The organism is Bifidobacterium longum subsp. longum JCM 1217, from assembly GCF_000196555.1.
Taxonomy (GTDB): Bacteria; Actinomycetota; Actinomycetes; order Actinomycetales; family Bifidobacteriaceae; genus Bifidobacterium; species Bifidobacterium longum.
The window spans coordinates 370,406-396,809 of record NC_015067.1; the positions used below are offsets into that span (position 1 = coordinate 370,406).

22 protein-coding genes are annotated in these 26,404 nt (G+C 60.5%); 16 read left to right on the forward strand and 6 right to left on the reverse strand.

Annotation, left to right across the window (positions count from 1 at the left end):
* Positions 1 to 104: 104 nt before the first annotated feature.
* The 15 genes from BLLJ_RS01505 (at position 105) to BLLJ_RS01575 (ending at position 18,906) form a co-directional block, all read left to right on the forward strand.
* A complete protein-coding gene (locus BLLJ_RS01505) occupies positions 105 to 1,682 on the forward strand; it encodes a cell division protein (protein ID WP_013582365.1) in 1,578 nt (525 codons plus the stop codon).
* Between the two features lie 114 nt (positions 1,683 to 1,796).
* Complete coding sequence (locus BLLJ_RS01510) at positions 1,797 to 3,140, forward strand: C1 family peptidase (RefSeq protein ID WP_007055726.1); 1,344 nt, start codon at positions 1,797 to 1,799, stop codon at positions 3,138 to 3,140.
* Positions 3,141 to 3,417: 277 nt separating this feature from the next.
* Positions 3,418 to 4,551 carry a 3-deoxy-7-phosphoheptulonate synthase gene (locus BLLJ_RS01515; RefSeq protein WP_007051442.1) on the forward strand — a complete coding sequence of 378 codons (1,134 nt, stop codon included), beginning with the start codon at positions 3,418 to 3,420 and terminating at the stop codon, positions 4,549 to 4,551.
* Between the two features lie 128 nt (positions 4,552 to 4,679).
* A complete protein-coding gene (locus BLLJ_RS01520; RefSeq protein WP_013582366.1) occupies positions 4,680 to 5,933 on the forward strand; it encodes a 3-deoxy-7-phosphoheptulonate synthase in 1,254 nt (417 codons plus the stop codon).
* A gap of 121 nt (positions 5,934 to 6,054) precedes the next feature.
* Entirely contained in the window at positions 6,055 to 6,768 is a 714-nt protein-coding gene (gene mtnN, locus BLLJ_RS01525) for a 5'-methylthioadenosine/S-adenosylhomocysteine nucleosidase (protein ID WP_013582367.1), read from the forward strand.
* A gap of 250 nt (positions 6,769 to 7,018) precedes the next feature.
* The gene (locus BLLJ_RS01530) at positions 7,019 to 8,350 is read left to right on the forward strand and encodes a sensor histidine kinase (protein ID WP_007055698.1); all 1,332 of its coding nucleotides are present in this window, start codon (positions 7,019 to 7,021) and stop codon (positions 8,348 to 8,350) included.
* A 198-nt stretch (positions 8,351 to 8,548) separates the two neighbouring features.
* Positions 8,549 to 9,253: a response regulator transcription factor gene (locus tag BLLJ_RS01535; RefSeq protein WP_007051437.1), complete on the forward strand. Its 705-nt coding sequence runs from the start codon at positions 8,549 to 8,551 to the stop codon at positions 9,251 to 9,253.
* Positions 9,254 to 9,502: 249 nt separating this feature from the next.
* On the forward strand, positions 9,503 to 10,636 hold the full coding sequence (gene pstS, locus BLLJ_RS01540; RefSeq protein WP_013582368.1) for a phosphate ABC transporter substrate-binding protein PstS: 1,134 nt from the start codon (positions 9,503 to 9,505) through the stop codon (positions 10,634 to 10,636).
* Positions 10,637 to 10,846: 210 nt separating this feature from the next.
* Complete coding sequence (pstC, locus tag BLLJ_RS01545; protein WP_007055708.1) at positions 10,847 to 11,800, forward strand: phosphate ABC transporter permease subunit PstC; 954 nt, start codon at positions 10,847 to 10,849, stop codon at positions 11,798 to 11,800.
* Positions 11,800 to 12,798 (forward strand): phosphate ABC transporter permease PstA, encoded by a 999-nt coding sequence (gene pstA, locus BLLJ_RS01550; RefSeq protein ID WP_008782854.1) that lies wholly within the window; start codon positions 11,800 to 11,802, stop codon positions 12,796 to 12,798. The genes pstC and pstA overlap by 1 nt, the downstream gene beginning before the upstream one ends.
* 52 nt (positions 12,799 to 12,850) lie before the next feature.
* Positions 12,851 to 13,630, forward strand: coding sequence for a phosphate ABC transporter ATP-binding protein PstB (gene pstB / locus BLLJ_RS01555; protein WP_013582369.1), 780 nt, complete (start codon positions 12,851 to 12,853; stop codon positions 13,628 to 13,630).
* Between the two features lie 296 nt (positions 13,631 to 13,926).
* Complete coding sequence (locus BLLJ_RS01560; protein WP_007054801.1) at positions 13,927 to 14,505, forward strand: LemA family protein; 579 nt, start codon at positions 13,927 to 13,929, stop codon at positions 14,503 to 14,505.
* A 63-nt stretch (positions 14,506 to 14,568) separates the two neighbouring features.
* On the forward strand, positions 14,569 to 16,827 hold the full coding sequence (locus BLLJ_RS01565) for a DUF2207 domain-containing protein (RefSeq protein WP_013582370.1): 2,259 nt from the start codon (positions 14,569 to 14,571) through the stop codon (positions 16,825 to 16,827).
* Between the two features lie 65 nt (positions 16,828 to 16,892).
* Positions 16,893 to 17,756 (forward strand): aldo/keto reductase, encoded by an 864-nt coding sequence (locus tag BLLJ_RS01570; RefSeq protein ID WP_007051430.1) that lies wholly within the window; start codon positions 16,893 to 16,895, stop codon positions 17,754 to 17,756.
* A gap of 97 nt (positions 17,757 to 17,853) precedes the next feature.
* Complete coding sequence (locus BLLJ_RS01575; RefSeq protein ID WP_013582371.1) at positions 17,854 to 18,906, forward strand: nucleoside hydrolase; 1,053 nt, start codon at positions 17,854 to 17,856, stop codon at positions 18,904 to 18,906.
* A gap of 122 nt (positions 18,907 to 19,028) precedes the next feature.
* On the opposite strand, the gene rimM is transcribed toward BLLJ_RS01575, so the two are convergent.
* The 5 genes from rimM to ffh form a co-directional block, all read right to left on the reverse strand.
* The gene (gene rimM / locus BLLJ_RS01580; protein WP_007054805.1) at positions 19,029 to 19,652 is read right to left on the reverse strand and encodes a ribosome maturation factor RimM; all 624 of its coding nucleotides are present in this window, start codon (positions 19,650 to 19,652) and stop codon (positions 19,029 to 19,031) included.
* A gap of 22 nt (positions 19,653 to 19,674) precedes the next feature.
* Positions 19,675 to 19,908, reverse strand: a complete 234-nt coding sequence (locus tag BLLJ_RS01585) for an RNA-binding protein (RefSeq protein WP_007051427.1) — start codon at positions 19,906 to 19,908, stop codon at positions 19,675 to 19,677.
* A gap of 20 nt (positions 19,909 to 19,928) precedes the next feature.
* Complete coding sequence (gene rpsP, locus BLLJ_RS01590) at positions 19,929 to 20,390, reverse strand: 30S ribosomal protein S16 (protein WP_007054806.1); 462 nt, start codon at positions 20,388 to 20,390, stop codon at positions 19,929 to 19,931.
* 232 nt (positions 20,391 to 20,622) lie between these two features.
* Positions 20,623 to 21,732, reverse strand: a complete 1,110-nt coding sequence (locus tag BLLJ_RS01595) for an endonuclease/exonuclease/phosphatase family protein (RefSeq protein WP_007054807.1) — start codon at positions 21,730 to 21,732, stop codon at positions 20,623 to 20,625.
* A gap of 76 nt (positions 21,733 to 21,808) precedes the next feature.
* A complete protein-coding gene (gene ffh, locus BLLJ_RS01600) occupies positions 21,809 to 23,461 on the reverse strand; it encodes a signal recognition particle protein (RefSeq protein ID WP_022527326.1) in 1,653 nt (550 codons plus the stop codon).
* Between the two features lie 304 nt (positions 23,462 to 23,765).
* On the opposite strand from ffh, the gene BLLJ_RS01605 reads away from it, so the two are divergent.
* Complete coding sequence (locus BLLJ_RS01605) at positions 23,766 to 24,674, forward strand: cation transporter (RefSeq protein WP_007055692.1); 909 nt, start codon at positions 23,766 to 23,768, stop codon at positions 24,672 to 24,674.
* An 18-nt stretch (positions 24,675 to 24,692) separates the two neighbouring features.
* On the opposite strand, the gene cysS is transcribed toward BLLJ_RS01605, so the two are convergent.
* Positions 24,693 to 26,342, reverse strand: a complete 1,650-nt coding sequence (gene cysS / locus BLLJ_RS01610; protein ID WP_007054809.1) for a cysteine--tRNA ligase — start codon at positions 26,340 to 26,342, stop codon at positions 24,693 to 24,695.
* Between the last annotated feature and the right edge of the window lie 62 nt (positions 26,343 to 26,404).

Consider the following 26,404-nt stretch of genomic DNA (forward strand, 5'->3'; position numbering starts at 1 on the left):
TGTAACGATTGCGCGTCGCTCAACGCTCAGCGCTAGTGCGATGCGCTACAGTGCTTCAAGGATGTGCCAAGAGCTTTATGCGTGTGCGAAAGGAATAAACAGCGATGGTGGATCGTTTCCCGGTGGTGCTGCGAGGATATGACAAGGAGAAGGTTGATGCTGCCTTCGACGCTACTCAGGAGAGTATGAAGCGTGCGCAGCAGACGTTGGCCAGCATGCGTGAGCAGATTGCGGCGGATGACGACCGTATTCTGCAACTGCAGGCCCAACTTCAGGAAGAGAAGAACAAGAAGCCGGAAGGCAACAGCTTCGCTTCCTTGGGAGCGAACGCCCAGCAGATGCTTGCCTCCGCCGAACAGACGAGTACCGAACTGCTGGAACGCGCCAAGCAGGACGCGTCCTCCATCCGTACCACGGCTCAGGCTCAGGCCGAAACACTGATCAACAACGCCAAGCTGGATGCCCAGCATATTGTTGACGACGCCAATGCCAAGGCCGCCTCGATTCTGACGAACGCCAGCAATCAAGCCGAATCAGTGACCACCTCCGCCAACGAGGATGCCGCACAACTGCGCTCCGAAACTGCCAAGACCATCACCGAACAGCGTCAGACCGTCGAGCTTGAGCTCAGCAACGCGCGCGAAGAGCACACTAAGAAGATGGCTTCCGAACGCTCCACTCAAGAGCGCGAAATCGCCGACATGAAGGCGGAGGCGACCCAGCAGGTTGCCGCAATGCGCAAAAGCGCCAATGAGGAGATCACCAAGCTTAAGTCTGATTCCAACGATCAGATTGAGGCGGCGCTCGCCGAGGCCAACAAGAAGCTCGCCGACGTGCGCGAGCAAGTGTCCAAGATGATGACCGAAGCCCAGCGCAAGGCCAGCGAAATCATTGATGCGGCCAAAACCAAGGGTCAGGAAATCACTGATGAGGCCGAGGTCAAGCGCACCAGCACGATGAGCCAGGTCAACGCCGAGGTCGAGCAGATCCGTCACGACATCGCCGCTCAGCAGGATGAGGCCACGAAGAAGGTCAACGAACTGCTGCAGCACCTCGAAGAGCGTCGTGTGGCGGCCAAGCGGGAAGCCGATGAGTTGGTCGGTCAGGCCAAGAACACTCGCGACCAAGCCGATTCGTATGCCGCGTCCAAGCGCGAGGAGGCGGACATCCAGGCCGCCGCAATCGTACATAAGGCGGGCGAGGAAGCCGATGCGCAGATCGAGGAGCGTCGCGCCGCCGCCCAAAGCGAGCTTGACGGTCTGTCCAAGCGCATCGCCGATCTGCAGGAACGCGAGTCCGTCATCACCCAGCGTGTTTCGGAACTGCGTTCTATGTTCTCGCAGGCGTTCTCCGGATTCGCTTTCGGCGGTAATGCGGCGGCCTCTGGTCAGGATCAGGAAGCCGCTGCCGCGGCGGCATTGCCGGTGGTTGCGCCCGTCCCGGAAGTCAAGCCTGTACACAACGAGGCCGATGACCAGCCGGGTGAGTTGAGCGGAAACGAGTCGGCTGCCGACGATTACAATGAGACAGATGCGGCACCGGCTGATTCGGCTGATTCGGCTGATTCGGCTGCGCAGAATGAGCAGTCCGAATCGTCTGAGCCGTCCGAGCACCAGACACAGGGCGAACCGGAGGCCCCGACTCAGGAGAATCCGGCCGTATCTGAGCAGAACGGCGAATGACAGGCCTTCGATTAGACTACTAGCGGTAAGAATTACGGCACCTGCGCTTTCGAGCCAGGTGCCGTATTCGTTTGAATCTGCGCCACAAGCGCACCATCACAGAAGGAGTATGACATGAGTGAATTGACGCCTCTGACCGACGAAGCGTTGAATACCCTGCGCGGCGATTTCGCACAGAGCGGCACCAACCGTCTGGCCATGAACGCGGTGACCGCCGCCGGCATCGACAAGGTGGCTCGCAATTATGACCGCGCTCGTCTGATGCAGCGTCGTTTCTCCACCATCGTTGACAATGGCGAAGCCACCCATCAGGATCGCTCCGGCCGCTGCTGGCTGTTCAGCTCCCTGAACGTGGCCCGTTTCGTGGCCAAGAAGAACATGAACTTGAAGGAGTTCGAGTTCTCCCAGAACTACGCGATGTACTACGACAAGCTGGAGCGCGTCAACTACTTCCTTAAGGATGTGGCCGCTCTGGTGGCTGCCGGAGAGCCTTCCGACTCCCGCCTGATGCAGCACCTGCTCGCCGACGTGATGGGCGATGGCGGCCAGTGGACCATGGCCATGAACGTGTACAAGAAGTACGGCGCTGTGCCCAAGGACCTGTTCCCGGAGACCGAATCCTCCAAGAACACCGGTGAAATGAACATCCAGCTGCGCCACATGCTGCACACCGCCGTGGCGCACATGTACGCCGCTGACGGCGATGCCTCCAAGGTCGAGGCGATTATTGCCGACGCCACTGCTGCCGGCCACCGTATTCTGACCATCCACCTGGGCGAGCCGCCGGTTTCCTTTGACTGGGAATGGACCGACAAGGATGGCGAATTCCACCGCGACGGCGAGATTACGCCGGTTGAGTTCTGGAAGAAGTACGTGGGTCCGGCTGATCTTGAGGACTACGTGTGCCTGGTGGACGATCCGCGCACCGAGCACGCCAAGGGCAAGAAGATCGGCATCGAGCACCTCGGCAATGTGGCTGGCGGCGACGCCACCGAGTACCTCAACGTGCCAAACCAGTTCATGAAGGACTGCGTCAAGCAGATTCTCGTTGAGCAGGGCATTCCGGTATGGTTCGGTGCCGACTGCCACCCGTTCATGGACCGTGAGAACGGCGCTTGGGCCACCGACCTGTTCGAGTACGGCCGCGTGTACGACGTGGACTTCGATTTGGACAAGGAAGCCCGCGTGCGCTTCGGCGACTCCGCCATGAACCACGCCATGGCTTTCGCCGGCGTTGACGTGGCCGACGACGGCACCACCCGCCGCTGGCGCGTGGAGAACTCTTGGGGCGCCAAGATCGCCGACAAGGGCTACTTCACCATGTCCGACGACTGGTTCACCGAATACGTCTACGAGGTAGCCGTCCCGAAGGCCCTGTTGCCCGAGGAATACCAGAAGGCCCTCGAAGAGCCAGCCACCATGCTCCCCGCATGGGATCCGATGGGCGCTTTGGCCTGACTTCGTCAGCCTCCCGGAATCGGCCTGACGGCCAATGCTGTGTTTTCTCGCAGCCTGTCGGCTGCTAGGGTCTCTCCCTCTGTCAGCGCGAAGCCGCTGACAGAGGGAGAGACCGCGGTCGCAGGCCGCACAACAACACAGCATCGCCGCAGGCGAGTCCACCCAAAGTCCATAACTGCCGGCCCAACAAGCAGTCCCCGTAACAAACTGCTATAGTTGGGCTTTTGCGTCTATGGCGACATACCGACAGTACGTATACAAGGAAAGGAGTCGAGCAATGGCAGCACTACGTGGTCCGGATAGTTCCGAGGATGAACGTCGTTTGGGGGAGCAGGCCGTCTTTCCTGAGACCGTCGATGTCAACATTCGTCAGCTTGACCCCATTCCCGCGCCGCGTGCTTTCCTCAGGGAGCAGCCGCTCACCGATGAGATGAGCGAGCTCGTGCTCCACTCGCGGCAGGAAATCCGCGATGTGCTCAACGGCCGCGACGACCGACTGCTCGTCATCGTGGGCCCCTGCTCAATCCACGACCCGAAGGCCGCGCACGAGTACGCAGAAAAGCTGGCTGCCGTCAAGCGCGAGTTGGAAGACCGACTCGTGATCGTGATGCGCGTGTACTTCGAGAAGCCGCGCACCACCATCGGCTGGAAAGGCCTCATCAACGACCCCGATCTGGACGGTCGCTTCAATATTCGTAAGGGCATGTGGCTGGCCCGCAAGGTGCTCACCGACGTGCTGAGCCTCGGCCTGCCCGCCGCCACCGAATGGCTTGACCCCATCACCCCGCAGTACATCTGCGACGCGATCAGCTGGGGTGCCATCGGCGCGCGTAACACCGAATCCCAAGTCCACCGCGAACTGGCCAGTGGCCTGTCCATGCCGGTGGGCTTCAAGAACTCCACCGACGGCTCCATCAAGGCCGCCGCCGATTCCTGTTTCGCGGCCGGCTTCGAGCATCACTTCCTGTCCATTAACTTGGACGGTCGCGTGATTTCCGCCGAAACCAAAGGCAACCCGGATTGCCATCTGGTTCTGCGCGGCTCCAGCCACGGCCCGAACTACGATGCCGAATCCGTGCGTCAAGCTCTGGAAGACCTCAAGGTTTCCAAAGCGTCCGGCCCGAGCCAGCATGGCCTCGTCATCGATGCCGCCCACGGCAACTGCGGCAAAGACGAAAACCGCGAAGCCGAAGTCATCGAAGAGATCGCTGAGCGCCTGGCGCACGGCGAACAAGGCATCACCGGCGTAATGATGGAAAGCTTCTTGGTCGGCGGTCACCAAAAGCCGGCCCCGCTCGACCAGTTGGTCTACGGTCAGTCCGTCACCGACTCTTGCGTGCCGTGGGAACGCACCAACGAACTGCTGCACACCCTAGCCGACGCCGTCACCGCTCGCCGCTCGGCTAAATAGCTTTGTCTTTGTAAAAATGCTCACTGAGACCCACTCAGTGAGCATTTTTTGCCAATAACGGTGGTCATGTCAGTTTGTTCCCGTGACACCTTATCCTTGGGAAGGATACTGACCCAAGGAGAGATGTTATGCAGCAGCAGGAGGAAGCAGCACATTCGCTGCATCCGTTGCAAGTCGGTCCGCAGCCGTTGCAAGTCGGTCCGCAGCCGTTGAACACCCCAGAAGAGCTTCGCGCCATTCGTCAGGCGATGGGGGAGGGGAAGAACCCGCTCGTTGCCACTGATGTGCCGCGTTGGGAAGATCAGGTGGGTGTCAGTCGCATCATCAACCGCCGCGTATTGGAGTTGGAGCCGCTGCCCACGCCCGCGCAAGTGCTCGCTGAACTCCCGCTGACTGATCAGGCTCAGGAAATCGTCGCCTACTCGCGTGATGAGATTCGCGCGTGCCTGTACGGCCAAGACGACAGGCTGTTGGTCATCGTCGGCCCCTGTTCGGTTCATGACCCGAAGGCCGCGCTGGACTACGCGCGCCGATTGGCCAAGCTGAAAGATGAGCTCGGTGAACAGCTGCTCATCGTCATGCGCGTGTACTTCGAGAAGCCGCGCACTACCATTGGCTGGAAGGGCCTGATCAACGACCCGGATATTGATGGCAGCCACAATATTCGCAAGGGCCTGTTGCTTGCTCGCAAAACCTTGCTTGGTGTGCTGAAGGAAGGATTGGCGGCCGCCACGGAATTTCTGGAGCCCACCAGCCCGCAGTTCATCTCGGACGCGGTGAGTTGGGGCGCCATTGGTGCGCGCAACACGGAAAGCCAGATCCACCGCCAATTGGCCAGCGGGCTTTCCATGCCGGTCGGCTTTAAGAATGCCACTGACGGCTCGGTGAAGGCAGCGGTCAACGGTTGCTTCGCCGCTGCTCAGCAGCACACGTTCTTCGGCATTGACCATCTGGGGCGTGCCTGCGCAGTCGAGACCCTTGGCAACCCGGACTGCCATGTGGTGTTGCGCGGCTCGATTCACGGCCCGAACTACGATGCCGAATCCGTGGCCAAAGCCATGGAAGACGTACGCGCCGAAATGCCCGCCGAATCCGCAGCCTCGCATGGTCTGATTGTTGATTGCTCGCACGGTAACTCCGGCAAGGACGAACATCGTCAGGCCGAAGTCGTGCGCAATATTGCCAGCAGAATTGCAGCTGGCGAACAGGGTATTACCGGCATCATGATGGAAAGCTTTATTGAAGGAGGCAATCAGAAGGCCGCGCCGCTTGATCAGCTGGTCTATGGCAAGTCGATTACTGACAAGTGCATCAGCTGGGAAGAAACCGAGGCCTTGCTGCGCGAGCTTGCGGAAGCCGTAGCCACACGGCGTTGGCACTGAGTTGCGTCATCGGCTCTCTCGCGGGAGCAATGCAACGAAACGTCTCTACCCCTCAGCCTGCCATTCGGCGGCCATCTCCCCTGACAAGGGGAGCCGAAAGTGTTGTGAAAGGAACTTACGTATGGGTATGAAAACTGTAGCTATTATTGGCGCATTGGATGAGGAAGTGGCGCTGATCGCCAAATCGCTCACGCATGTGACGCACACCGCCAAGGGCAGCCTTGACATCGTGTCCGGCACGGTCGACTCCTTCGGTTCTGACGTCATCAAGGTTGCCGCAACGGTAGGCGGCATGGGACTGGTCAATGCGGCCGCCACCACGCAGCTGCTGATTGACGAGATTGCCCCGGACGCCGTGATTTTCAGCGGCATCGCCGGCAACCTCAACACCCACCTGTACATCAACGACGTGGTGCTCGGCGGCACCCTGCGCTACCTCGACACTGACATGCGGCTCGTAGGCCAGTGGAAGCCCGGCACTGCGGACGCTCCGGTGGAGGAATTCCACTCTGATGACCGTCTGCTGGAAGTCGCCGACGAGGCGCTTGCCAATGCGGGCATTACCCACATCACCGGCATCATCGCCTCCGGCAACTACTTCGTGGACACGCCCCAAAAGGTCGAGGAGGTCATCCGACTCACCGGGGCTGACGCCGTGGAGATGGAAGGCGCCGCCGTGGCACAGGTCGCCGCCCGCAATAACGTGCCGGCACTGGTGATTCGTGCCCTTTCCGACAACGCCGACACCGATTACGAGGTATTCAAGGAGTTCGACATCTCCGAATACGCCGATACCGCCGCCCGTCTGGCTGTCGACATCGTCAAGCGCCTGTAACTGGTCACCTCCAAGTTCGGCGTTGCCGGTGTGGGCTGGTACATGGCCATCATGACTGCCCTCGCTCTGCTCGCTCTGTTCCTGATCAAGGAAAGCAAGGACAAGGACTACGAGCTGTAAATAGAGCTCCCCATATTATGCTCCCGCCAGCGGGAGCATTTTGTTATGTCGTCCCGCCAAAAATGAACAATAGACGAACTTACGTAGTTTAGGCATCTCACTACGCCTCGCACGTTTTACTCTGGAAATCATGGATATCTGGCAGATCGTCGTGATTGTGGTGCTCGCCGCGCTGATACTGGTGTGGGTTGCCGTCATCGCCTACAACAAAGGCCGCGTTTCAGGCCGGCTCGCCGCCGAACAGGACCTGTCCGGCGACGAGGATACGCATTCTCTATTCGGTGATGATGCGCCCGTGCGCCCCACCGAGCGTCGCCTGATTGAAGTCCTGCCCGAAGCCCTGATCGTCACCGACCGCAACGGTCTGGTCCAATATTCAAGCCCCGGCTCAGTGCCATTCGGCCTAGTCTCCGGCGACCGACTCAACTCGCGTGAAGTCGAGGACATCCTCACTCAGGCCGCCGCCGACGGTGGCATGCGTGAGCGTGAGGTTCAGCTGCCGGTCAATCGCAATTCCTATCCGTCCTCTAATGGCCGAGGACTGGAGGCCGGCCAGTCACGCCCGTCCAACACGCTGTATTTGCGTGTGCGCATTGGCGATATCGGCGATGACCTGTACGCCATCTTCATCAACGACATGTCCGAGCAGCGCCGTTTCGAGGCCGTCCGCCGTGACTTTGTGACCAACGTTTCGCACGAACTCAAGACTCCGGCCGGTGCCATCGCGCTACTGGCCGAAACCGTGACCGACGCCGCCGATGATCCGGACGCCGTACGGTATTTTTCCGGCCGTATCTCCAAGGAATCCGCGCGCCTGACCGAACTGGTGCATCATCTTATCGACTTGCAGAAAGCCCAAAGCCCGCAAAGCGTGATCGATGCGCGGCGCATTTCCGCGCTGGATGTGGCACGCGCCGCCATCGCCGCCAATCAGACCCAAGCCGACTCCCGCCATGTGGATATCCGACTGAGTGTCAACGGACAGTCAGTACCCACGAAGGTCGAGGAGCCGGCCGATGGCGAAGGTTCCTTGGAAGAATCAGGCAGCCCAGCCACGAACGGTCCGATGATCAAGGCCGACAAAGAGGCCATGCAAACCGCCGTCAAGAACCTCGTAGAGAACGCCATCCATTACTCGCCCGAACACACCACTGTGGCGGTCGGCGTGGGGGAGCGCGATGGCAAAGTCACCATTCGCGTGGTCGATCAGGGCATCGGCATCCCCGCCAAATCGCTGGACCGCATTTTCGAGCGATTCTACCGGGTCGACCCGGCCCGTTCGCGCGAGACCGGCGGTTCGGGACTCGGCTTGGCCATCACCAAGCACTGCGTGCAGGAGAACGGCGGTCGGATTTCGGTCTGGTCGCGTACGGGGGAGGGGTCGACGTTCACCATCGAGCTGCCGGCCGCCCCGGATGAGGATGACGACGAGGCCCGGTCGGACGAGTCGACACAAGCGTAGGGCCTTGGTTGGTGCCCGACATGGTGCCATTCCATTGCCACACAATCACACAGTGGGCGAGGTGCGCACACCGCGCGTAGCCCAATTACGCAATTACGTACTTTCGGGAAACAGCAGGCTAACGGAGAACAAATGGTTACGATAATGTCGGAAAACTTTGCGCCTATGCGCACGGGAACATACCCAAGAAAGGCTACTATGACACGCATTCTTATCGTCGAAGACGAGGAATCCTATCGCGAGCCGCTGGTATACCAGCTCACACGCGAGGGGTACGACGTGTCCGCCGCCGCCACTGGCGAGGAAGGTCTGGAACTGTTCACCAAGGGCGGCATCGATTTGGTGCTGCTTGATTTGATGCTGCCGGGCATTGACGGCACTGCACTGTGCCGCCGCATTCGTGAGCAGAGCCGTGTGCCGATTATTATGCTCACCGCCAAGAGCGCCGAAATCGATAAGGTCGTTGGCCTTGAGATTGGTGCGGACGATTATGTGACCAAGCCGTACTCTTTCCGTGAGCTGCTGGCACGTATTCGTGCCGTGATGCGTCGCAATCAGGCCACTGCCCAGGCTTCCGGCACTGTGGATGACGATATTCCGCTGGTGTGTGGCGATATCGCCATGCAGGTTGGCCAGCATCAGGTCACCGTACGCGGCGAAACCGTGTTCTTCCCGCTCAAGGAATTCGAACTGCTCGAATACCTCATGCAGAACAAGGGCCGTGTGATGACGCGTCACCAGCTGATCGACCGCATCTGGGGTTCGGATTATGTGGGCGACACCAAGACGCTCGACGTGCATGTCAAGCGCGTGCGCTCCAAGATCGAGGAAGATCCGGCGCACCCCAAGTATCTGACTACCGTGCGCGGTCTCGGATACAAGATCGATACTCCCGCGGAGTAAATGGAAGGCGGCCTTCGGGTCGCCTTTTTTTGTTGTGGATTGTGGGCTCGCTGTGGACTCGCCGCAGGCGAGCCCGCTCCAAAAACTACGTAGCCTCAACGTAGCCCACAAACATCCAAGTGTTCATCTTCTGTTTACTGATTTCGGTTTTGGGCCCTTGAAACCACCAATACGCTTGTAGTTGTCATGAATTGACCGGGCAGCGCTGAGCCGCCCGCGAATAGTTGATAGAGGGATTAAGTAATAATCATGCAGAAGAACATCCTCGTTCGCTCCATTGCCGCTCTGTCCGGCATTGTGATGCTCGCTTCCGTGGCCGCCTGCGGCGATAACACCGCCACCACGACCGACAACAGCTCCTCCTCCGATTCCACTTCCAAGTCCACCCCGATCTCCGGCAACTTCTCGGGCGCCGGCGCCTCCTCTCAGCAGGCCGCTGTTGAAGCTTGGATCGCCGGCTTCCAGGGCACCAACCCTGAGGCCAAGATCGCCTACAACCCGTCCGGTTCCGGCGCTGGCGTGCAGACCTTCCTGACCGGTGCCACCGCTTGGGCCGGCTCCGACAAGGCCCTTGCCGATGACGAAGTTGAGCAGTCCAAGTCCGTGTGCACTGAAGGCACCGCCTTCGATGTCCCGGTCTACATCTCCCCGATCGCCGTGGTCTTCAACCTCAAGGGCGTTTCCGATGCCGGCAAGCACATCAACATGGACGCTGCCACCATCGCCAAGATCTTCGACGGCAAGATCACCAAGTGGAACGATCCGGCCATCGCCGATCAGAACAAGGACCTGAAGCTGCCCGACACCGCCATCACCGTGGTGCACCGCTCCGATAAGTCCGGCACCACCCAGAACTTCGTCTCCTACTTCAAGGACGTCACCCCTGACAACTGGACCTACGACCTCTCCGAGAACTGGCCGAACGAGGTTGGCCAGGGTGCCAAGGGCACTTCCGGCGTGATCTCCACCGTCAAGCAGGCCGACGGCACCATCGGCTACGCTGACTTCTCCCAGGTCGGCGACCTGGGCACCGTGGCCGTCAAGGTCGGCGACAAGTACAACGAGATTTCCGCCGAGGCCGGCTCCAAGGTCATTGGGGATTCCAAGCAGGACGACACCGTTAAGGGTGACAACCGCATCGTCATCAAGATCAACCACGCCACCGAGGCCGAGGGCGCCTACCCGATCGTCCTGGTCTCCTACGACATCGTCTGCCCGGCCTACAAGGACACCAAGCAGACTGAGTTCGCCAAGGCTTGGCTGACCTACGTGACCTCCGACGAGGGCCAGAAGGCCGCTCAGGATGCCGCCGGCACCGCTCCGCTGCCCTCCTCCCTGAAGTCCGAGATCACCAAGTCCATCGAGGCCATCAAGACCAAGTGATGACGTCGGCCCGCAAGGGTCGTGTGGACTGGACCTGACAACTGAACGATAGACTGTAGTAGTAAGAGCAGTCGCCGCCAACTTTAAGCCGCAGTCGTAAACCATACGGCTGCGGCTTAAAGCGGGTCAGGACCCGAACGGTTTGGCAACGTCACAGACGAAAACCGCACCACTTGAATACTTGATAACCACCCTATATAAGGAGAATCCGTGAGTTCGCAAGACAAAACGGCTGTGCAGCCAGTTGGTGGCAAGACCGCCGACAAGGTGTTTCGCGGTGTGGCATACGCCTGCGGCATCCTGATCCTGGTTGTACTTGCCGCTGTGTTCCTGTTCCTGTTCTTCCGCGCCTGGCCACTCATCGGTGGCGATCAGGCCGCCAACAGCCAGACCGTGTCCAGCTTTACCGGCGGCAAGGCCAGCAGCTTCTGGGGCTACGTGCTCCCGCTGTTGTTCGGTACTGTGCTCGTGTCTTTGCTGGCACTGCTGATTGCCTTCTTCGTGTCCATCGGCATTGCGCTGTTCATTTCGCATTATGCACCTAAGAAGCTCGCCACCGCGCTGAGCTATGTGGTCGATTTGCTGGCTGCCATCCCGTCCGTTATCTACGGTTTGTGGGGCGGCCTGATTCTGGTGCCGGCCATCTACCCGTTCTGGAACTGGGTTGCCAACCACCTGGGCTTCATTCCACTGTTCGAGGGCCCGGCCGCCAACCCGCCGCGCACCGTCGCCACCGTGGCTGTGGTGCTCGCCGTTATGATTTTGCCGATTATCACCTCCATGTCCCGCGATATCTTCATGCAGACCCCACGCCTGCACGAAGAGGCCGCGCTGGCGCTCGGCGCCACCAAGTGGGAGATGATTCGTCTGGCCGTGCTGCCCTTCGGCAAGTCCGGTATCGTGTCCGCCTCCATGCTGGCTCTCGGCCGCGCGCTTGGTGAGACGATGGCCGTGTTGATGATCCTGTCCCCGGGCCTCAACTACTCCATCAAGCTGCTGCAGGCCTCGCAGAACCAGACCATCGCCGCGAATATTGCCGCACAGTACCCTGAAGCCAACGATCTGGGCGTCTCCACGCTGATCGGAACTGGTCTGATTCTGTTCCTGATCACGTTCGTGGTCAACTTCATCGCCCGTAAGCTTACCGAGAAAGCGACTGCGTGATGACTGCTGCTGAGAACACTGAAAAGACTCCGATGGACGGCGCGCCCGAAATCGACTTCGATCGTTTCCGCCCGACCCGTTCCGCCATCCAGCGCCGTAATATCATGGACCACTTCATGTGGGTCCTGATCGCGGTGGCGTTTGTGATCGCCTGCATCCCGCTGATCTCCCTGCTGTGGACCACTATCGTCAACGGCATCAAGCGCCTGAACCTGAACTTCCTGAGCTACAACATGACCGGTGTGGTCGGTGGTAACCAGACCCCGTCCGGTGGTTACGGCGGTGTGCTGCACGCCATCATCGGTACTCTCGAAATCACCGCTGGCGCTATGGTTATCTCCATTCCGATCGGTTTGATGTGCGCCGTGTACCTGGTCGAATACTCGAACCGCGGCAAGCTCGCCACCACGGTCTCCCTGCTCGTCGACGTGATGAGCGGCATCCCGTCCATCGTGGCCGGCCTGTTCGCCTTCTCGATGTTCACGATTCTGCTGGGCCCCGGTACCATCAACGGTTTCGAAGGCTCCGTGGCTCTCTCCCTGCTGATGTTGCCCACCGTGGTCAAGTCCAGCGAGGAAATGCTCAAGATCGTGCCGAACGATTTGCGTGAGGCTTCCTTGGCTCTGGGCGTTACCAAGCAGCGCACGATTACCAAGATCGTGCTGCGCACCGCTCTGCCGGGCATCGTCTCCGGTGCCATTCTGGCCATCGCCCGCGTGATTGGTGAGACCGCACCGTTGCTGATGACCGCCGGCTATATCTCCAGCACCAACGTGAACCTGTTCTCCGGCCAGATGACCACCCTGCCGGTGTTCGTCTACCAGGAGTACTCGAAGCTCAGCGCGAACTGCCCGCCCAACGCCGACGCCACCTGCGTGACCACGATTCCGATGGAACGTGCGTGGGCTGCGGCTCTCGTGCTGATCGTCATCGTGCTGCTGCTGAACCTCATTGGCCGAATCGTGGCGAAGGTCTTCGCCGTCAAGACCGAGCGCTAAGCCAGTCGCTAAGCCTAAGCCTTAAGAACACAAGGAAATATAAGGAAACATCATGGGACAACGTATTGACGTCAACCACGAGAACATCTATTACGGCGACTTTCTGGCCGTGGAAGATGTGAACATCAACATCGAGCCGAACAAGGTCACCGCCTTCATCGGCCCGTCCGGCTGCGGCAAGTCCACCGTGCTGCGCACCTTGGACCGTATGCACGAGATCATCCCCGGCGCTCACGTCGAGGGCGAGGTGCTGCTCGAAGGCAAGAACCTGTACGACAAGGACGTGGATCCGGTGGCCGTGCGCCGCGACGTCGGCATGGTCTTCCAGCGCCCGAACCCGTTCCCGACTATGTCCATCCGTGAGAACGTGCTGGCCGGTGTGCGCCTGAACAACCACCACCTGGCCAAGTCCGACGCCGACGATCTGGTCGAGTGGGCTCTGCGCGGTGCCAACCTCTGGGAAGAGGTCAAGGATCGTCTTGACAACCCTGGCATCGGCTTGTCCGGTGGCCAGCAGCAGCGTCTGTGCATCGCCCGCGCCGTGGCCGTCCACCCGCAGGTGCTGCTCATGGATGAGCCCTGCTCCGCCTTGGACCCGATTTCGACCCTGGCTATCGAGGATCTGATCAACGAGCTCAAGAGCGACTACACCATCGTGATCGTGACCCACAACATGCAGCAGGCCGCCCGTATCGCCGACTACACCGCCTTCTTCAACCTGAAGGCAGTGGGTCAGCCCGGTCACCTCGAGTACTTCGCGGACACCATCACGATGTTCAACAACCCGCAAAACGAAGAAGCCGAGCGCTACATCTCTGGAAGGTTCGGCTGATCGTTTCCTGCGCGCAGCGTAATGATTTGTGCGTAGGAGAAACGGCAAAGCCCGCCGCGAGGCGGGCTTTCGCATATTCAACGCGAGTATTGCCGAGTATTATCGTTCTCGCAACGGAGCGAGCTGGAATACTTTGTCGGACTGGGCGGCGACTTCCCGCTTCGGTCGATCGACGGGAGAACGGCGGGTAAAGCGGTACAAGACAAGTCCGCACGATGAATACTCTGTGATGAATCTTCTGTTTACGGTGCGAGTGTGGAAGAATGGTCGCAGCAAGGTCCAGCAAAGGAGCATAGGTGAGTACTGGTCTGATCGTCAGCATCGTCGTTGTCGTTATTATCGTTGTCTTGATTGGTTGGGGCGTCAGCGCCTATAACAACCTGGTGACGCTGAAGAACCGTGTGAAGAACGGTTGGGCGCAAATCGACGTGCAGTTGAAGCAGCGCGCCGACCTCATCCCGAACCTGGTGAATACCGTCAAGGGGTACGCATCCCACGAGTCTGAAGTCTTCACTCAGGTGACCGCCGCCCGCGCCGGCGTAGTGGCTGCGGCCAGCAACCCGAGCACGACCACTGCTCAGCGCGCCGCCGCCGAAAACCAGCTGTCCCGCGCCCTGTTCAACCTGCAAGCCACGGCTGAGGCATATCCGCAGCTGCAAGCCAACCAGAACTTCATGGATCTGCAGAACCAGCTCAAGGAACTGGAGAACAAGATCGCCTACGCCCGTCAGTTCTACAACGACGTGGTCCTGAAGCTCAACACCGCCATCGAAACCGTGCCGACGAACATCATCGCCGGTCTGTTCCACTTTGAGCAGGCGCAATACTTCGAGGCCGATGACGCTTCCCGTCAGGTGCCACAGGTCCAGTTCTGACCCGCTTCAGGCCCGTCCGGTAAGCCGCCGGCCGGGCCTGTATTGTCTTAAGAGAGGGAAGATATGCGGATACGATTCATTCGCGCCGGAATCATCAGCATTGTTGCCACGGTGGTGTTGGCAGTTATCACCTTGGCGATAATCGGGACTTCCGCGTTCGGCGATTCGGCCGACCTCAGCTACCGCACGCTGGACTATGACGTGACCGCCACCGCGAACGGTGATTTGAAGGTCACGCAGCATATCGACGTCAAGATGCGTGAGCGTACCGACAGTGACGACAACACCAAGCCGTGGAAGCAGCTGTTCCAGCAATACACGCTGAACTCCGGCACCCTGACTGATATCAGCGATATCAGCGTGCGCAACGTCACAGACGGCATCGACTATGCCCAACAGAGCGAGCCCAAGCTGCCCAGTGACGTCTTTTCCGACAAGGAATGGAACAGTGACTACGCCAACCATTGGTATATCGCCGATGTGAGCGATGGCAGCGACCATCCAAAGGCATACACGCCCGGTACCGATGGCCTCAAGCCCAGCGCCTCCGCCACCGAAGATAACACGACCGTGGAGATCGGCTGGAATATTCCGGTCACCACCGAGGCCGACAGTATGAAGTTCGACGTGAGCTTCACCATGCACGATGTGGCCACCAAATGGAAAGACGTGGCCTCCTTCCAATGGGAGCCGTTCGGCAAGAAGAACCAAGTGCCTATCGGCACGGTCACCGGCACCGTCCACTTCCCCAACGGCATCACCGGCAAAACCTCATGGGCATGGCTGCACACCGAGCGCACTTCGGAAACCAAGCGCAACAGCGACGGCAGCTACACGTTCACGGCCTACAACATCCACAATGGCGACTACCTCGATGTGGTCGCGGCGTTCGATGCCGCCAAAGCCAAGGGCATCGCCCGCAAGGGAACCGGCAATCATCTCAAGGACCTGAAACAGGACGAATATAAGCAACAGCAGCGCTGGCTCGACAAGCAACGATTCGCTGCCAGAGCTCGTCTCGTGTTCTGGATTGTCAGCATCGTGCTCGGCATCGCGTTGTGCGCGTGGGGTATCTGGGCTGTGATCTCCAGCAACCGGCGTGCGCAATACCGTGGCAGCGTCGAATACTGGCGCGACCAGCCCGGCATCAGTCCGGCTTCCGCAGCCCGTCTGATTCGCGTGGTCGATCCGTCGACGCGCCAATCCGATGAAGACCGCCAGCTGACCGCCACCATGCTGTCGCTCGCCGTCAAGAAGGCCATTGCCGTCTATCCGGGGCCGTCGGACATGTATCGCGGCATCGACATGAGCCAGGCCACGCCGGTGGGCTTGAGCCAAATGATTGCCGCCGACCAAGGCAAGCAGTATGCGGCAGGCATCACCAGCACCATCGTGATTCTGCCGCTCGCCATTGATGAGGCACCCAACGCGCAACAGTTGGGATTGAGCGAATCGGAAGATGCGCTGCTGAACCTGCTCATCGTCATTTCGCAGCGCGTGGGCAGCCCGGTATTCGACCTGAACCAGATGAAGGCGACCTGCCAGAACTGGCAAGACGGCTATATTGAGCTCGGCAAATTCACCGGTGCATGCAGCATGGAATACCAGCGGCTGGGTGCCACGCGCTCTGTGGGCTGGCAATGGATTCTCCCCGGCGTACTGGCCGTCGTGCTGGGATTTGGTTCGCTGCTGGCCAACAGCTTTATCGGATACCCGGTGGCTGGTCTTATCGAGCTGCCGATATTCCTGGTCGGCCTGTTCTGCTCGATGGCCGGCGCGGTGACCGTGCTCACCGACCAAGGCCAGGATATCGCCGGCCGGACTCTGGGCCTTAAGCGTTATATGGAAGACTTCTCCAACTTCACCGACCGTGGTACCGCCGATTTGGCCTTGTGGGATTGGTATATGGTCTACGCCGCCGCGTTTGGCATTTCCGATCGCGTGATGCGTGAGCTGGCCAAGGCCTATCCTCAGGTCAACGATCCGGCTTGGCTGGATGCCAACGCCTCCAACTCGTTGTTCTACTGGAACTACCGCCCGTATGGCTGGTACAGCCACCGCCACAATGACGATGCTGCCGGGCAGATGGACCCGGGCATTAGCGGCCCAGCTCCGGCTTACGGAGGCACGTCGTTTGCCGGCGGATTCTCCGACCTCGGCTCGCAGCTGAACTCCGGACTCGCTGACATCAGCTCGACCATCAGCGCGGCAGCACCATCCGCTGATTCCGGTGGCGATTTCTCCAGCTTCGGCTCGGGCGGCGGCTCCGGTTTCGGTGGCTCGTTCGATGGCTCGGGTGGCGGCTCGTTCGGCGGGCGGTAAATCCAGCGTTCTGCTTACGCTGGAATCGGACACAGACCGTCTCATTACTGTTGAAGGGAATCACCATGGCATTGTTCCGTAACCTCGGACCGTTCTCCACCACCGCCATCGGCCACGGCGAAATGCCGCTGACCATCGAAAACAATCGTGGCCACGAGGTCGGCATCGAAACCCTGCATGCCTCGCTGGACGCCGGCTGCCGTCACATCGACACCGCTTGGGCCTACTACTGCTCCGGCGGCGAAGAACAGACCGGTGAAAAGCTGGTGCGCGAGGCCCTTGAGACCTGGAAGGGGCCGAAGGACGAGGTGCTGGTGGCCACCAAGGTGGGCCACTTCCGCAACTTCACCGACGGCCGCCCCACGTGGGATGTGGACGGTCGCCCGGAGAACCTGATTCGGCGCGGCAAGGAGAGCGCACTGGCGCTCGGCGTGGACACCATTGACCTGCTGTACTTCCACCGCCCTGATCCGAAGGTGCCGTACAACGAGTCCGTCGAAGCCATCAAGCAGCTGGTGGACGAGGGCGTGGCGCAGGAGGCCGGTATCTCCAACGCCTCCATCGAGCAAATCGACATTGCGCGCGGTATTCTGGGCGACAAGCTCGTGGCCGTGCAAAACCAGTACTCGCCGATTCACCTGGAGACCCAGGACACGCTCGACTACTGCGCCAAGGTTGGCTTGGCCTTCGTGTGCTGGAGTCCGCTCGGCGGCTACCGTCACCCCTATGATGAGACCAAGTTCGACCCGTTCCGCGAGGTCGCGGCGGCCCACGGCGTGAGCTACCAGCAGGTCGTGCTGGCATGGGAGCTCGCCAAGGGCGACCACATGTTCGTGATTCCCGGCGCGCACCGTCCCGAAACCATCCTCGACTCCCTGAAGGCCGACCAGCTCGAACTCACCCCCGAAGAACTCGCCAAGCTCGGCTGAACTTTCTCAGCTCCCCTTGTCAGGGGAGCTGTCTTGCGTAGCGAGACTGAGGGGTAGTCGCCGGAGTAGTCCCGGGTAGTTCCACAAGGAGATAATTGTGCGCAAAAAACTCATCCTCGACCTCGATACCGGCATCGATGACGCGCTCGCCATCGCATATGCCCTAGGCAGTGCCGACGAGATCGATTTGATCGGTATCACGGCCACCTACGGCAATGTCGCGGTGCCGCTGGCCGCGCGCAACGCGCTGGCGGTACTGCACTTGTTCGGCCGTGACGACGTTCCGGTCTATCCCGGAGTCGACCATCCCATCGCCCCGGCAACATTGCCGAAAATGCGTGGCACCACACCAGACGAGCGGGCCCAGGCCTACGCGCGCTGGCAGAACGGCGGTGCGGACGGCTGGCAAACGGACGCTTCGTGGTCACCAACTCCCGGCTCGGTGGCGGTCCACCATCCCAACGGCATCGGCGGCGCAATCATCCCCGACTCCCCGCGCGCTCCGGAAGCACCAGGCTCGGCGGTCGATTTCATCATCACCGCCGCGCGCGAATACGGCCCGGACCTGACCATCGTGCCTACGGGCGCGATGACCACCATGGCCACCGTATTCCGCAACGCTCCGGACCTGAAGGATTCCGGTGTGAACGTGACGTTGATGGGCGGTGCCCTTACATTGCCCGGCAATGTAAGCCCGGCCGCCGAAGCGAACATCTCCCAAGACCCAGAGGCAGCAGACTATCTGTTCAAGTGTGGCGCACTCACCACCATGATCGGCCTCGACGTGACCCACCAGACCGCGCTCACTCGTGAGAAAGCCCATGAATGGGCGTCTCTGGGGACGCCAGCCGGCGACTTCCTCGTCACCATGACCGACTACTACATCGACTTCTACCTGAAGAACCAGCCGGAGATTCGCGGATGTGGACTGCACGACCCGCTGGCCGTGGCCGCCGCGCTCGACCCATCGCTGGTCACGACCTTCGGGTTCAACTTGCAAGTCGATCTCGAGGGCCCGTTCCGAGGCCGTACCATCGGCGATCGTTCACGGCTTCAGGACCCCGACAAACACACGCAGGTCGCCTTGGGCGTCGATGTGCCGGAATTCCTGGATCGTTTCATGGGGCGCGTCACCGCGGCGGCCCGGTGACGCGGACGGCGGCCGTCCGGTCCGCTCCACGCCGTGGATGGATATGACCCATGGCGTGGAGCGCCCTTTTGGGAACCGACAGAACATAGGGGGGCGCTGCATGCGCAGCGCCCCCCTATGTGTCAGATCATGCCGCAGCCCGGAATCAGGCCGCCGGGCGGATCGAGCGTGAGATATTGCTCCTCCAGATCGATGTCGGGGACCAAGGCCTCCACGAACGGGACCAACGCGGTCTTTTCGACCACATCCTCGCCCTTGGAATTCTGGCCGGTTACCACCGGCTCGGTCAAACGAATCTTGAGCAGGGATTGGGCGGGGGAGTCGATCACATCCACCACTTTGCCGACCACTTGGCCGGCGGGCAGTCCCAGACCGTTGCCCTCGACTAGACGGGCCTCAAGGCCAATAAGATCCTTGGGATACCATTCGTCGGCCTCGAGCATGTCCTCCGCATCGTCGACCTCGCCGTAGAGTTCGACACCGTTTAGGGCCTCGGCGGCATTGCGGTCGTCGACGCCCTCAAGCTTGAGAATCCAACGATCCTTGAACGTGCGCGAGCCCTCGACGATGTACTCGGTCTCGCCATCCTGGCTGTAGAGCACGGAGTCCGGCTCGAAGCGCCACTCGGGATCATCGGTGTACAGGCGCACGGTGACTTCGCCCTTCAGGCCCTGTGCGCGGCCAATACGAGCGACCCTCAGCAACTCGAGCTGCTGAGGGTCGTCGTGCATGTCTTGCTGTGCCATGCTGTGAATCGTTCCTTATCAGTTATCGACGGACGTCCATGATGTCAACGCGGACCTTGTGGTCAGACAGTGCCTGAATCACGGTGCGAATCGCGTTGGCGGTGCGGCCGCCACGGCCGATCACACGGCCGATGTCTTCCGGGTTCACGCGTACGCGAAGCAGTTCGCCGCGCGCGTTCTCATGAGACTTGACGGAAACATCGTCGGGAAAATCAACGATGTTCTTGATGAGGTGTTCCACAGCTTGTGCAAGCATAGCTAGCCTTTCGTTTCCGCTCAGGCCTCAGCCGGAGCTTCTTCGGCGGCCTCTTCAGCCGGGGCTTCCTCAGCGGCGGCAGCGGCTTCGGCTTCAGCCTTGGCCTTGGCAGCAGCTTCGGACTTGGCGGCCTTCAGCTTCTGAGCCTGGTCCTCAACGGCCGCGATGCGGGCCTCGGCGTCCGGGCCAGCCTCAACGGTCTTCAGGGTGCCTTCGGCACCTTCAAGGCCCTTGTACTTCTGCCAGTCGCCGGTGATGTTCAGCAGCTTGAAGACGGGCTCGGACGGCTGAGCGCCGACGCCGAGCCAGTACTGAGCGCGATCAGACTTGATCTGGATGGTCGAGGGCTGGGTGTTGGGGTTGTAGGTACCGATCTCCTCGATGACCTTGCCGTCACGCTTCTTGCGGGAATCGACGACCACCACACGGTAGAAGGCGTAGAACTTCTTGCCCTGTCGCTTCAGACGAATCTTGGTTGCCAAAATGGCTCTCCTTGTAATGCTAGGTGTGCGGGTTCTCGGTTTGCCATGTGGGGCATGGCCGTCCGGAATCCACGTGTCCTCGCGGCTCGGGGTGTAGAGGGCGCCACGCGCGCGCGAATAACTGGCCTATTATAGCGCACAGGGCCGGACTGGGCGTGGCGCACTGTGGTTGTGGTGTGGTGCGCGTTCCCCGTTGCGCAACATTCCGGGGAATGTATCGCGAAAATGCCGGCTATCGCAGTGCAAGCGTTGCGGTCAGGGCCAGATGATCAGTGCCCTCGACCTCAAACGACTTCACGCCGGACGGTTTGAGCCCGGGAGTGAACAGCACGTGATCCAGCTCGATGCGCGGCCACTTGAGCCAGCTCGGGAAGGTGAGATTCGGGCCGGCGGCTTGAATCAGACTTGCGTCCTTGAATCCGGACTTGAGCAACGCGCGGAAGCTCGGATGGTCGGTGCTCGAGTTGAGATCGCCCATAACGACGACGATATTGCGATTGCTGACGGATTTTGCACGGGCGAGTTCTCGCAGACCCAGAATGCCGGCCGACCAATCCGCGCAGCCGCGCATCGGCGATTTCGGGTGAGCCGAACAAAGCGTCACCGTGCGATTACCGGAGGTTTTGAGGGTGATGGCGGGAACGTCGGCGGCGGGGATGGAGACCACGTTGGGCACCGCTGCGCTCGGCTCGTAGCGGGAATAGATCACGTTGAATCCGCCATTATCGGTCTCTTTGGCGTCTCCGAACTGATGGTAGGGGAGAAGTTCGTTGATGTCGGCTTCGGTAAGACGTGTGATGAGGTCGTCGGTGACTTCCTGCAAGGCCAATACGCTGATATTGCGTTCGCGAATATTGCGAATGATTTCAGCGGCGTCGGCGCGTCCGTATCGACAATTCATCGTCATAACCGAGAACTGGGGCGAGAGTGTTTCACGCGTTGTTTCACAGTGTCCATCGGAGATGGTTTCGGGCCCTTCCTTCGGAGTGTTTGAGGTACCCGATGTATTGCTGTTATGGCTTTTTGACAGCGTCGGCGAAGTTGTTTCACGGGCTGTTTCACGGTGGGATTCTTTGCGTTTCCCGGCCGGGTCGATTGACGTACCCCAGTAGTTGATGCGCTGTGAGCTGGCAATCAGCGCGACCACAATAAGCAACGACATCGCAGTCCATTCATGTTGCCATGCGGCGACCGCGGCCAGAATCATCAAAGGAACCCACAACAGCGGCGTCAGAGCAATCATGTACGGAAGCGGCATACGGGCCTCGAGACCGGCGGGCAGCGCGCTTAAGGTCGTCCATAACAGTGCGATGATTGCCACCGCGCTGAGGATTGTCGTCATGGAAGTTCCTTTCGAAATATAAATTGAACCGAGATATAATTTGGCTCCCCTCTGCGAGGGGAGCCAAGTTGTGAGATCAGCGACCGAACAGTCCGCCAAGGCCTCCGCCGAGGTTCGGCGGCAGTTCAGTGCCACCGTCGACGTTGCCCATCATCTGCTCAAGGCCAGCGGGCAGGGCCGGGTTCTGTGGCTTCTTGGCGAAGGCGGAACCGCCGGTCGAACCGGAGGACTTGCCGGCCAGCTTATCGCGCAATGCCTTCTCCTCGGCCTCGCGCTTCATCGGATTGCCGGACTTGCCGCCCTTCTTCTTGTTCTTGCCCTTCTTCTTGCCGCCGCCCATAGCCGGGCCGCCGAAGCCGGGGATGCCGCCGCCCATGCCGCCACGATTGGACATGCGCTTCATCATCTTTGCGGCCTGCTCGAAACGCTGCAGCAAAGCGTTCACCTGAGAAACCGTCACGCCGGAACCATAGGCGATACGGGCGCGGCGGGAACCATTGATAATCGACGGATCGCGGCGCTCGGCCGGGGTCATCGAGCGAATAATCGCCTCGGTGCGGTCGATTTCCCTCTCATCGAACTGCTCGAGTTCCTTGCGGTGCTGGGCCATGCCCGGAATCATGCCGAGCAGCGACTTCATTGAGCCCAGCTTGCGCACCTGCTGCAGCTGATCGAGGAAGTCGTCCAGGCCGAAGGAACCTTCGGAGATTTTCTCGGCGGCCTTGCGGGCCTCTTCCTCATCGAACTGCTTCTGCGCCTGCTCGATGAGCGTCATGATGTCGCCCATGTCGAGGATACGCGAGGCCATGCGGTCCGGGTGGAAGACCTCGAAGTCCTTCAGGCCCTCACCGTTGGAGGCGAACAGGATCGGCTTGCCGGTCACGGACGCCACGGACAGCGCGGCACCACCGCGGGCGTCGCCATCGAGCTTGGAGAGCACCACGCCGGTGAAGTCCACGCCTTCGTCAAAGGCCTTGGCGGTCTTGACGGCGTCCTGGCCGATCATCGCGTCGATGACGAACAGGATTTCGTTGGGACGCACGGCATCGCGAATGTCGCGAGCCTGCTTCATCAGCTCCTCGTCCACGCCCAGACGACCGGCGGTATCGATGATCACCGTGTCGTAGAGCTTCTGCTTGGCGAGTTCGATGGAATCGCGGGCCACCTTCACCGGGTCGCCGGAGGTCTGGCCCGGAGCTGCGACGGCCTCGCCGCCATCGGATTGGACGCCCTTTTCGGGAGCATAGACGGGCACGCCGGCGCGTTCGCCGACCACCTGCAGCTGCGTCACCGCGTTCGGACGCTGCAAATCGGCCGCCACCAGCAGCGGCGTGTGGCCGGAATCCTTGAGCCAGTAGCCGAGCTTGCCGGCCAGCGTGGTTTTACCGGCACCCTGAAGGCCGGCGAGCATGATGATCGTCGGCGGGTTCTTCGCGAAGTTCAGCGGACGGTCGACGCCTTGGCCGAGCACGTCGGTGAGCTCCTCGTTGACGATTTTCACCACCTGCTGGGCGGGGTTGAGTGCGTCGGACACCTCGGTGCCCAGTGCACGCTCACGCACCTTGCCGGTGAAGGAACGCACCACGTCGAGCGCCACGTCGGCGTCGAGCAGCGCGCGGCGGATTTCACGGATCGTGCCGTCGATATCCGCCTCGGAAAGCTTGCCCTTGCTCTTCAGATGCTTGAACGCATTCGAGAGTCTGTCTGTCAAAGATGAAAAAGCTGCCATAATGGGCAACAGTCTAGCCGCCACGCGGGAAATTGCGGTGTTGGGGACGACGCTTTTCGGGGAATGTGCCGCGTAGTAGTCAGGGATGTTGGGCATTCAGACGGCAAATGCCGTGCCGTCCGCTCGTGGCGAAGCCAATCGAGTGCTTCCGATACCATGGAAACCGTAAAGAATCCTGTGTTTTTTGGAATACTTACGCTGTTTTGAAAATCGCTGGACACCGCTTATACGCAGACTGCCGTGCGCTCCGAACCATGACGTTCGGGCCAACGCAGACATGCCGTGCAATAAGGAAGGCCCACTGATGCCCACCCAAAAACTACTCGAACGCAAAGCCCTGATCGTTGGTATCGTCATCAACGTGCTGCAGGTCTTAGCCGGCATGGCCGTGTTCTTCATGACCGGTCTCAAGGCCATGTTCCTCGACTTCTCCTTCACCGCGATTTCCGTCCTGTCCGGAATGGTGGCGGTGTACCTCTCGTCGCGCACGGTGCGAACCACCGAGCGCTTCCCCAATGGCATGTTCGCACTGGAACCTATCTACGCGATCTGCAAGGCCATTTTCACCATGTCGTTGTTGGTGTATTCGCTGATTGACGTGTGCCGAGTAGCGTACGACTACTTCGTGTTCGGGTCCGGCGAACGCATTGAAACCGGCCCGGTGGTCATCTACGAGATCCTGACCGTAATCGTGTGCTTCAGCCTATACACGTATTACCGGCGCTCCAACCGATCCATCGGCGATTCCAGCACCATGCTCACCGCCGAGTGCAAGAGCACGTTGGTCGACGGATCGATGTCGTTCGGCATCGGCGTAGTTGCCATCTTCCTGATGCTGCTACCGGCCGGCGGTCCGCTTGACTTCCTGCACTACACCGGCGATTTCTTCATCACCGTGGCTTTGGTGGCATTGACCATCAAGGAGCCGTTCAGCGTGCTCAAAGAGGCGTTCGTGGAATTGGTCGGCGGCGTGCATGACGACGATGAAACCAACGCCTACGTGGAGGCCGAGGCACAGCGCCATCTGCCTGCCAACACCGACTACGAGCAGACGCTGATCTTCAAGACCGGTATGAACTACACCGTTGACGTGTATCTGAGCGGCATCGGCGAAACCATTGATGTAGCTGACCTCATCGAATGCAAGCGCTCGCTGGAAAAGGAGCTCAGCAAGCGCCTGCACATCGTGGACGTGGACTTCGTGTTTGACTGATTGATGGGTTTGAAGCGACTACTTCAGACTCCAAGTGGAACCCTGCGGGCCGTCTTCGATGGCGATGCCGGCCTCGGTCAGGGCGTCGCGAATCTGATCGGCCTTGGCGAAATCCTTGGCCTTGCGAGCTTCGGCACGGGCGTTGAGCTGTTCGGCGATCAGTGCCTCCAGCGCTGCATGCTCGGGCGACTCGGCCGTGCCATCAGCGGCACCGCCGGCAGCGCCGGCGGACACCCACGGTTCGGCCAGCGGGTCCAGGCCCAAGGTGTCGAGCATGGCACGCACGGCGAGCAGCGCCTCACGCACCTCGGCCTTGGCGGTTTCGGAATCGGCGCGGTCAGCCAGCTGTGAAAGCAACGTATTGCCGGAACGGATGGCGGTGAAGATCGCGGCGGTTGCACCAGACACATTGACATCGTCATTCATGGCGGCCACGAAATCGGCGGGCAAATCGTCGGCGGAGACGGCAGTGACTTCCTCGCGAGAAGGCTGTCCACCCAGCGCCACACCGGCACGCTCGATGAAGTTCGAGACGCGGTCGTATGCGGCCTGCGCCTCGACCAGCGCCTGATCGGACCATTCGAGCATCGACCGGTACTGCACGGAGCCCAGGGCGTAACGCACCACCCAAGCGGAATGCTCAGCCAACACGCTCGGCACGGACAGGCCGGTGCCCAGCGACTTCGACATCTTCTCGCCCTTGGCGGTCACCCATGCCGAATGCATCCAGCGCGCAGCGGAGGGGTAGCCGGCCGCACGGGTCTGAGCCATTTCGTTTTCGTGGTGGGGGAAGCGCAGATCCAAGCCGCCGCCGTGAATGTCGAAGCCATCGCCCAGGTAACGGTGGGACATGGCGGAGCATTCGATGTGCCAGCCAGGGCGGCCCACGCCAAACGGCGTCGACCAACGGGCGTCCTCGGGATCGGTGTCCTTCGGAGCCTTCCACAGGGCGAAATCACGCGGATCATGCTTGTCGGGGGAGGCATCGGCCGGGTCGACCGGATTGTACTTGTCGGCACCGGTGGCGTCCACGGACGGGCCCATGCGGTCGGCCACGGCGGCGGCCTCATCGACTTCGGAGGTCTGCTTCTGGTGAGTGAGTTCGCCGTAATGCGGCCAGGATGCCACATCGAAGTACACGTTGCCGGTGGGCTTGCCGTCCGCATCCGTGACCACATAGCCGTGACCGTTGTCGAGAATGCGCTGAATCAGGTCGATCATGTCCGACATGTGGCCGGTGGCGCGAGGTTCCACAGTGGGCGGCAGTACGCCGAGCGTGTTGTATGCCTCGGTGAATTCGCGCTCGTAGTAATAGGCGCGGGCCCACCAACGCTGGCCTGCGGCCGCGGCCTTAACGAGAATCTTGTCGTCGATATCGGTCACATTACGCACAAAAGTGACTTTGTAGCCGAGCTTCAAAAACCAGCGGCGCACGATGTCGAACGCCACGGCGGCACGGATATGGCCAATATGCGGTGACGATTGCACAGTCGCGCCACACACATAAATGCCGACTTCGCCCGGCTTGAGCGGCACGAAATGGCTGACCTGGTGCGAGGCGGTGTCATACAGATTCAGGCCTTCTGCGGCCTTGGCAACATGCACCGGCGTCAGGCTTGAAGGCATGACGGAAATGTTGAAATCCTGCGGTTCTTGGCTGTTTCCCATAACACTCAAGCGTAGGGTCCGAACCAGACATGCTGAATCGTTACTCGAAGAGTTTGATGAAC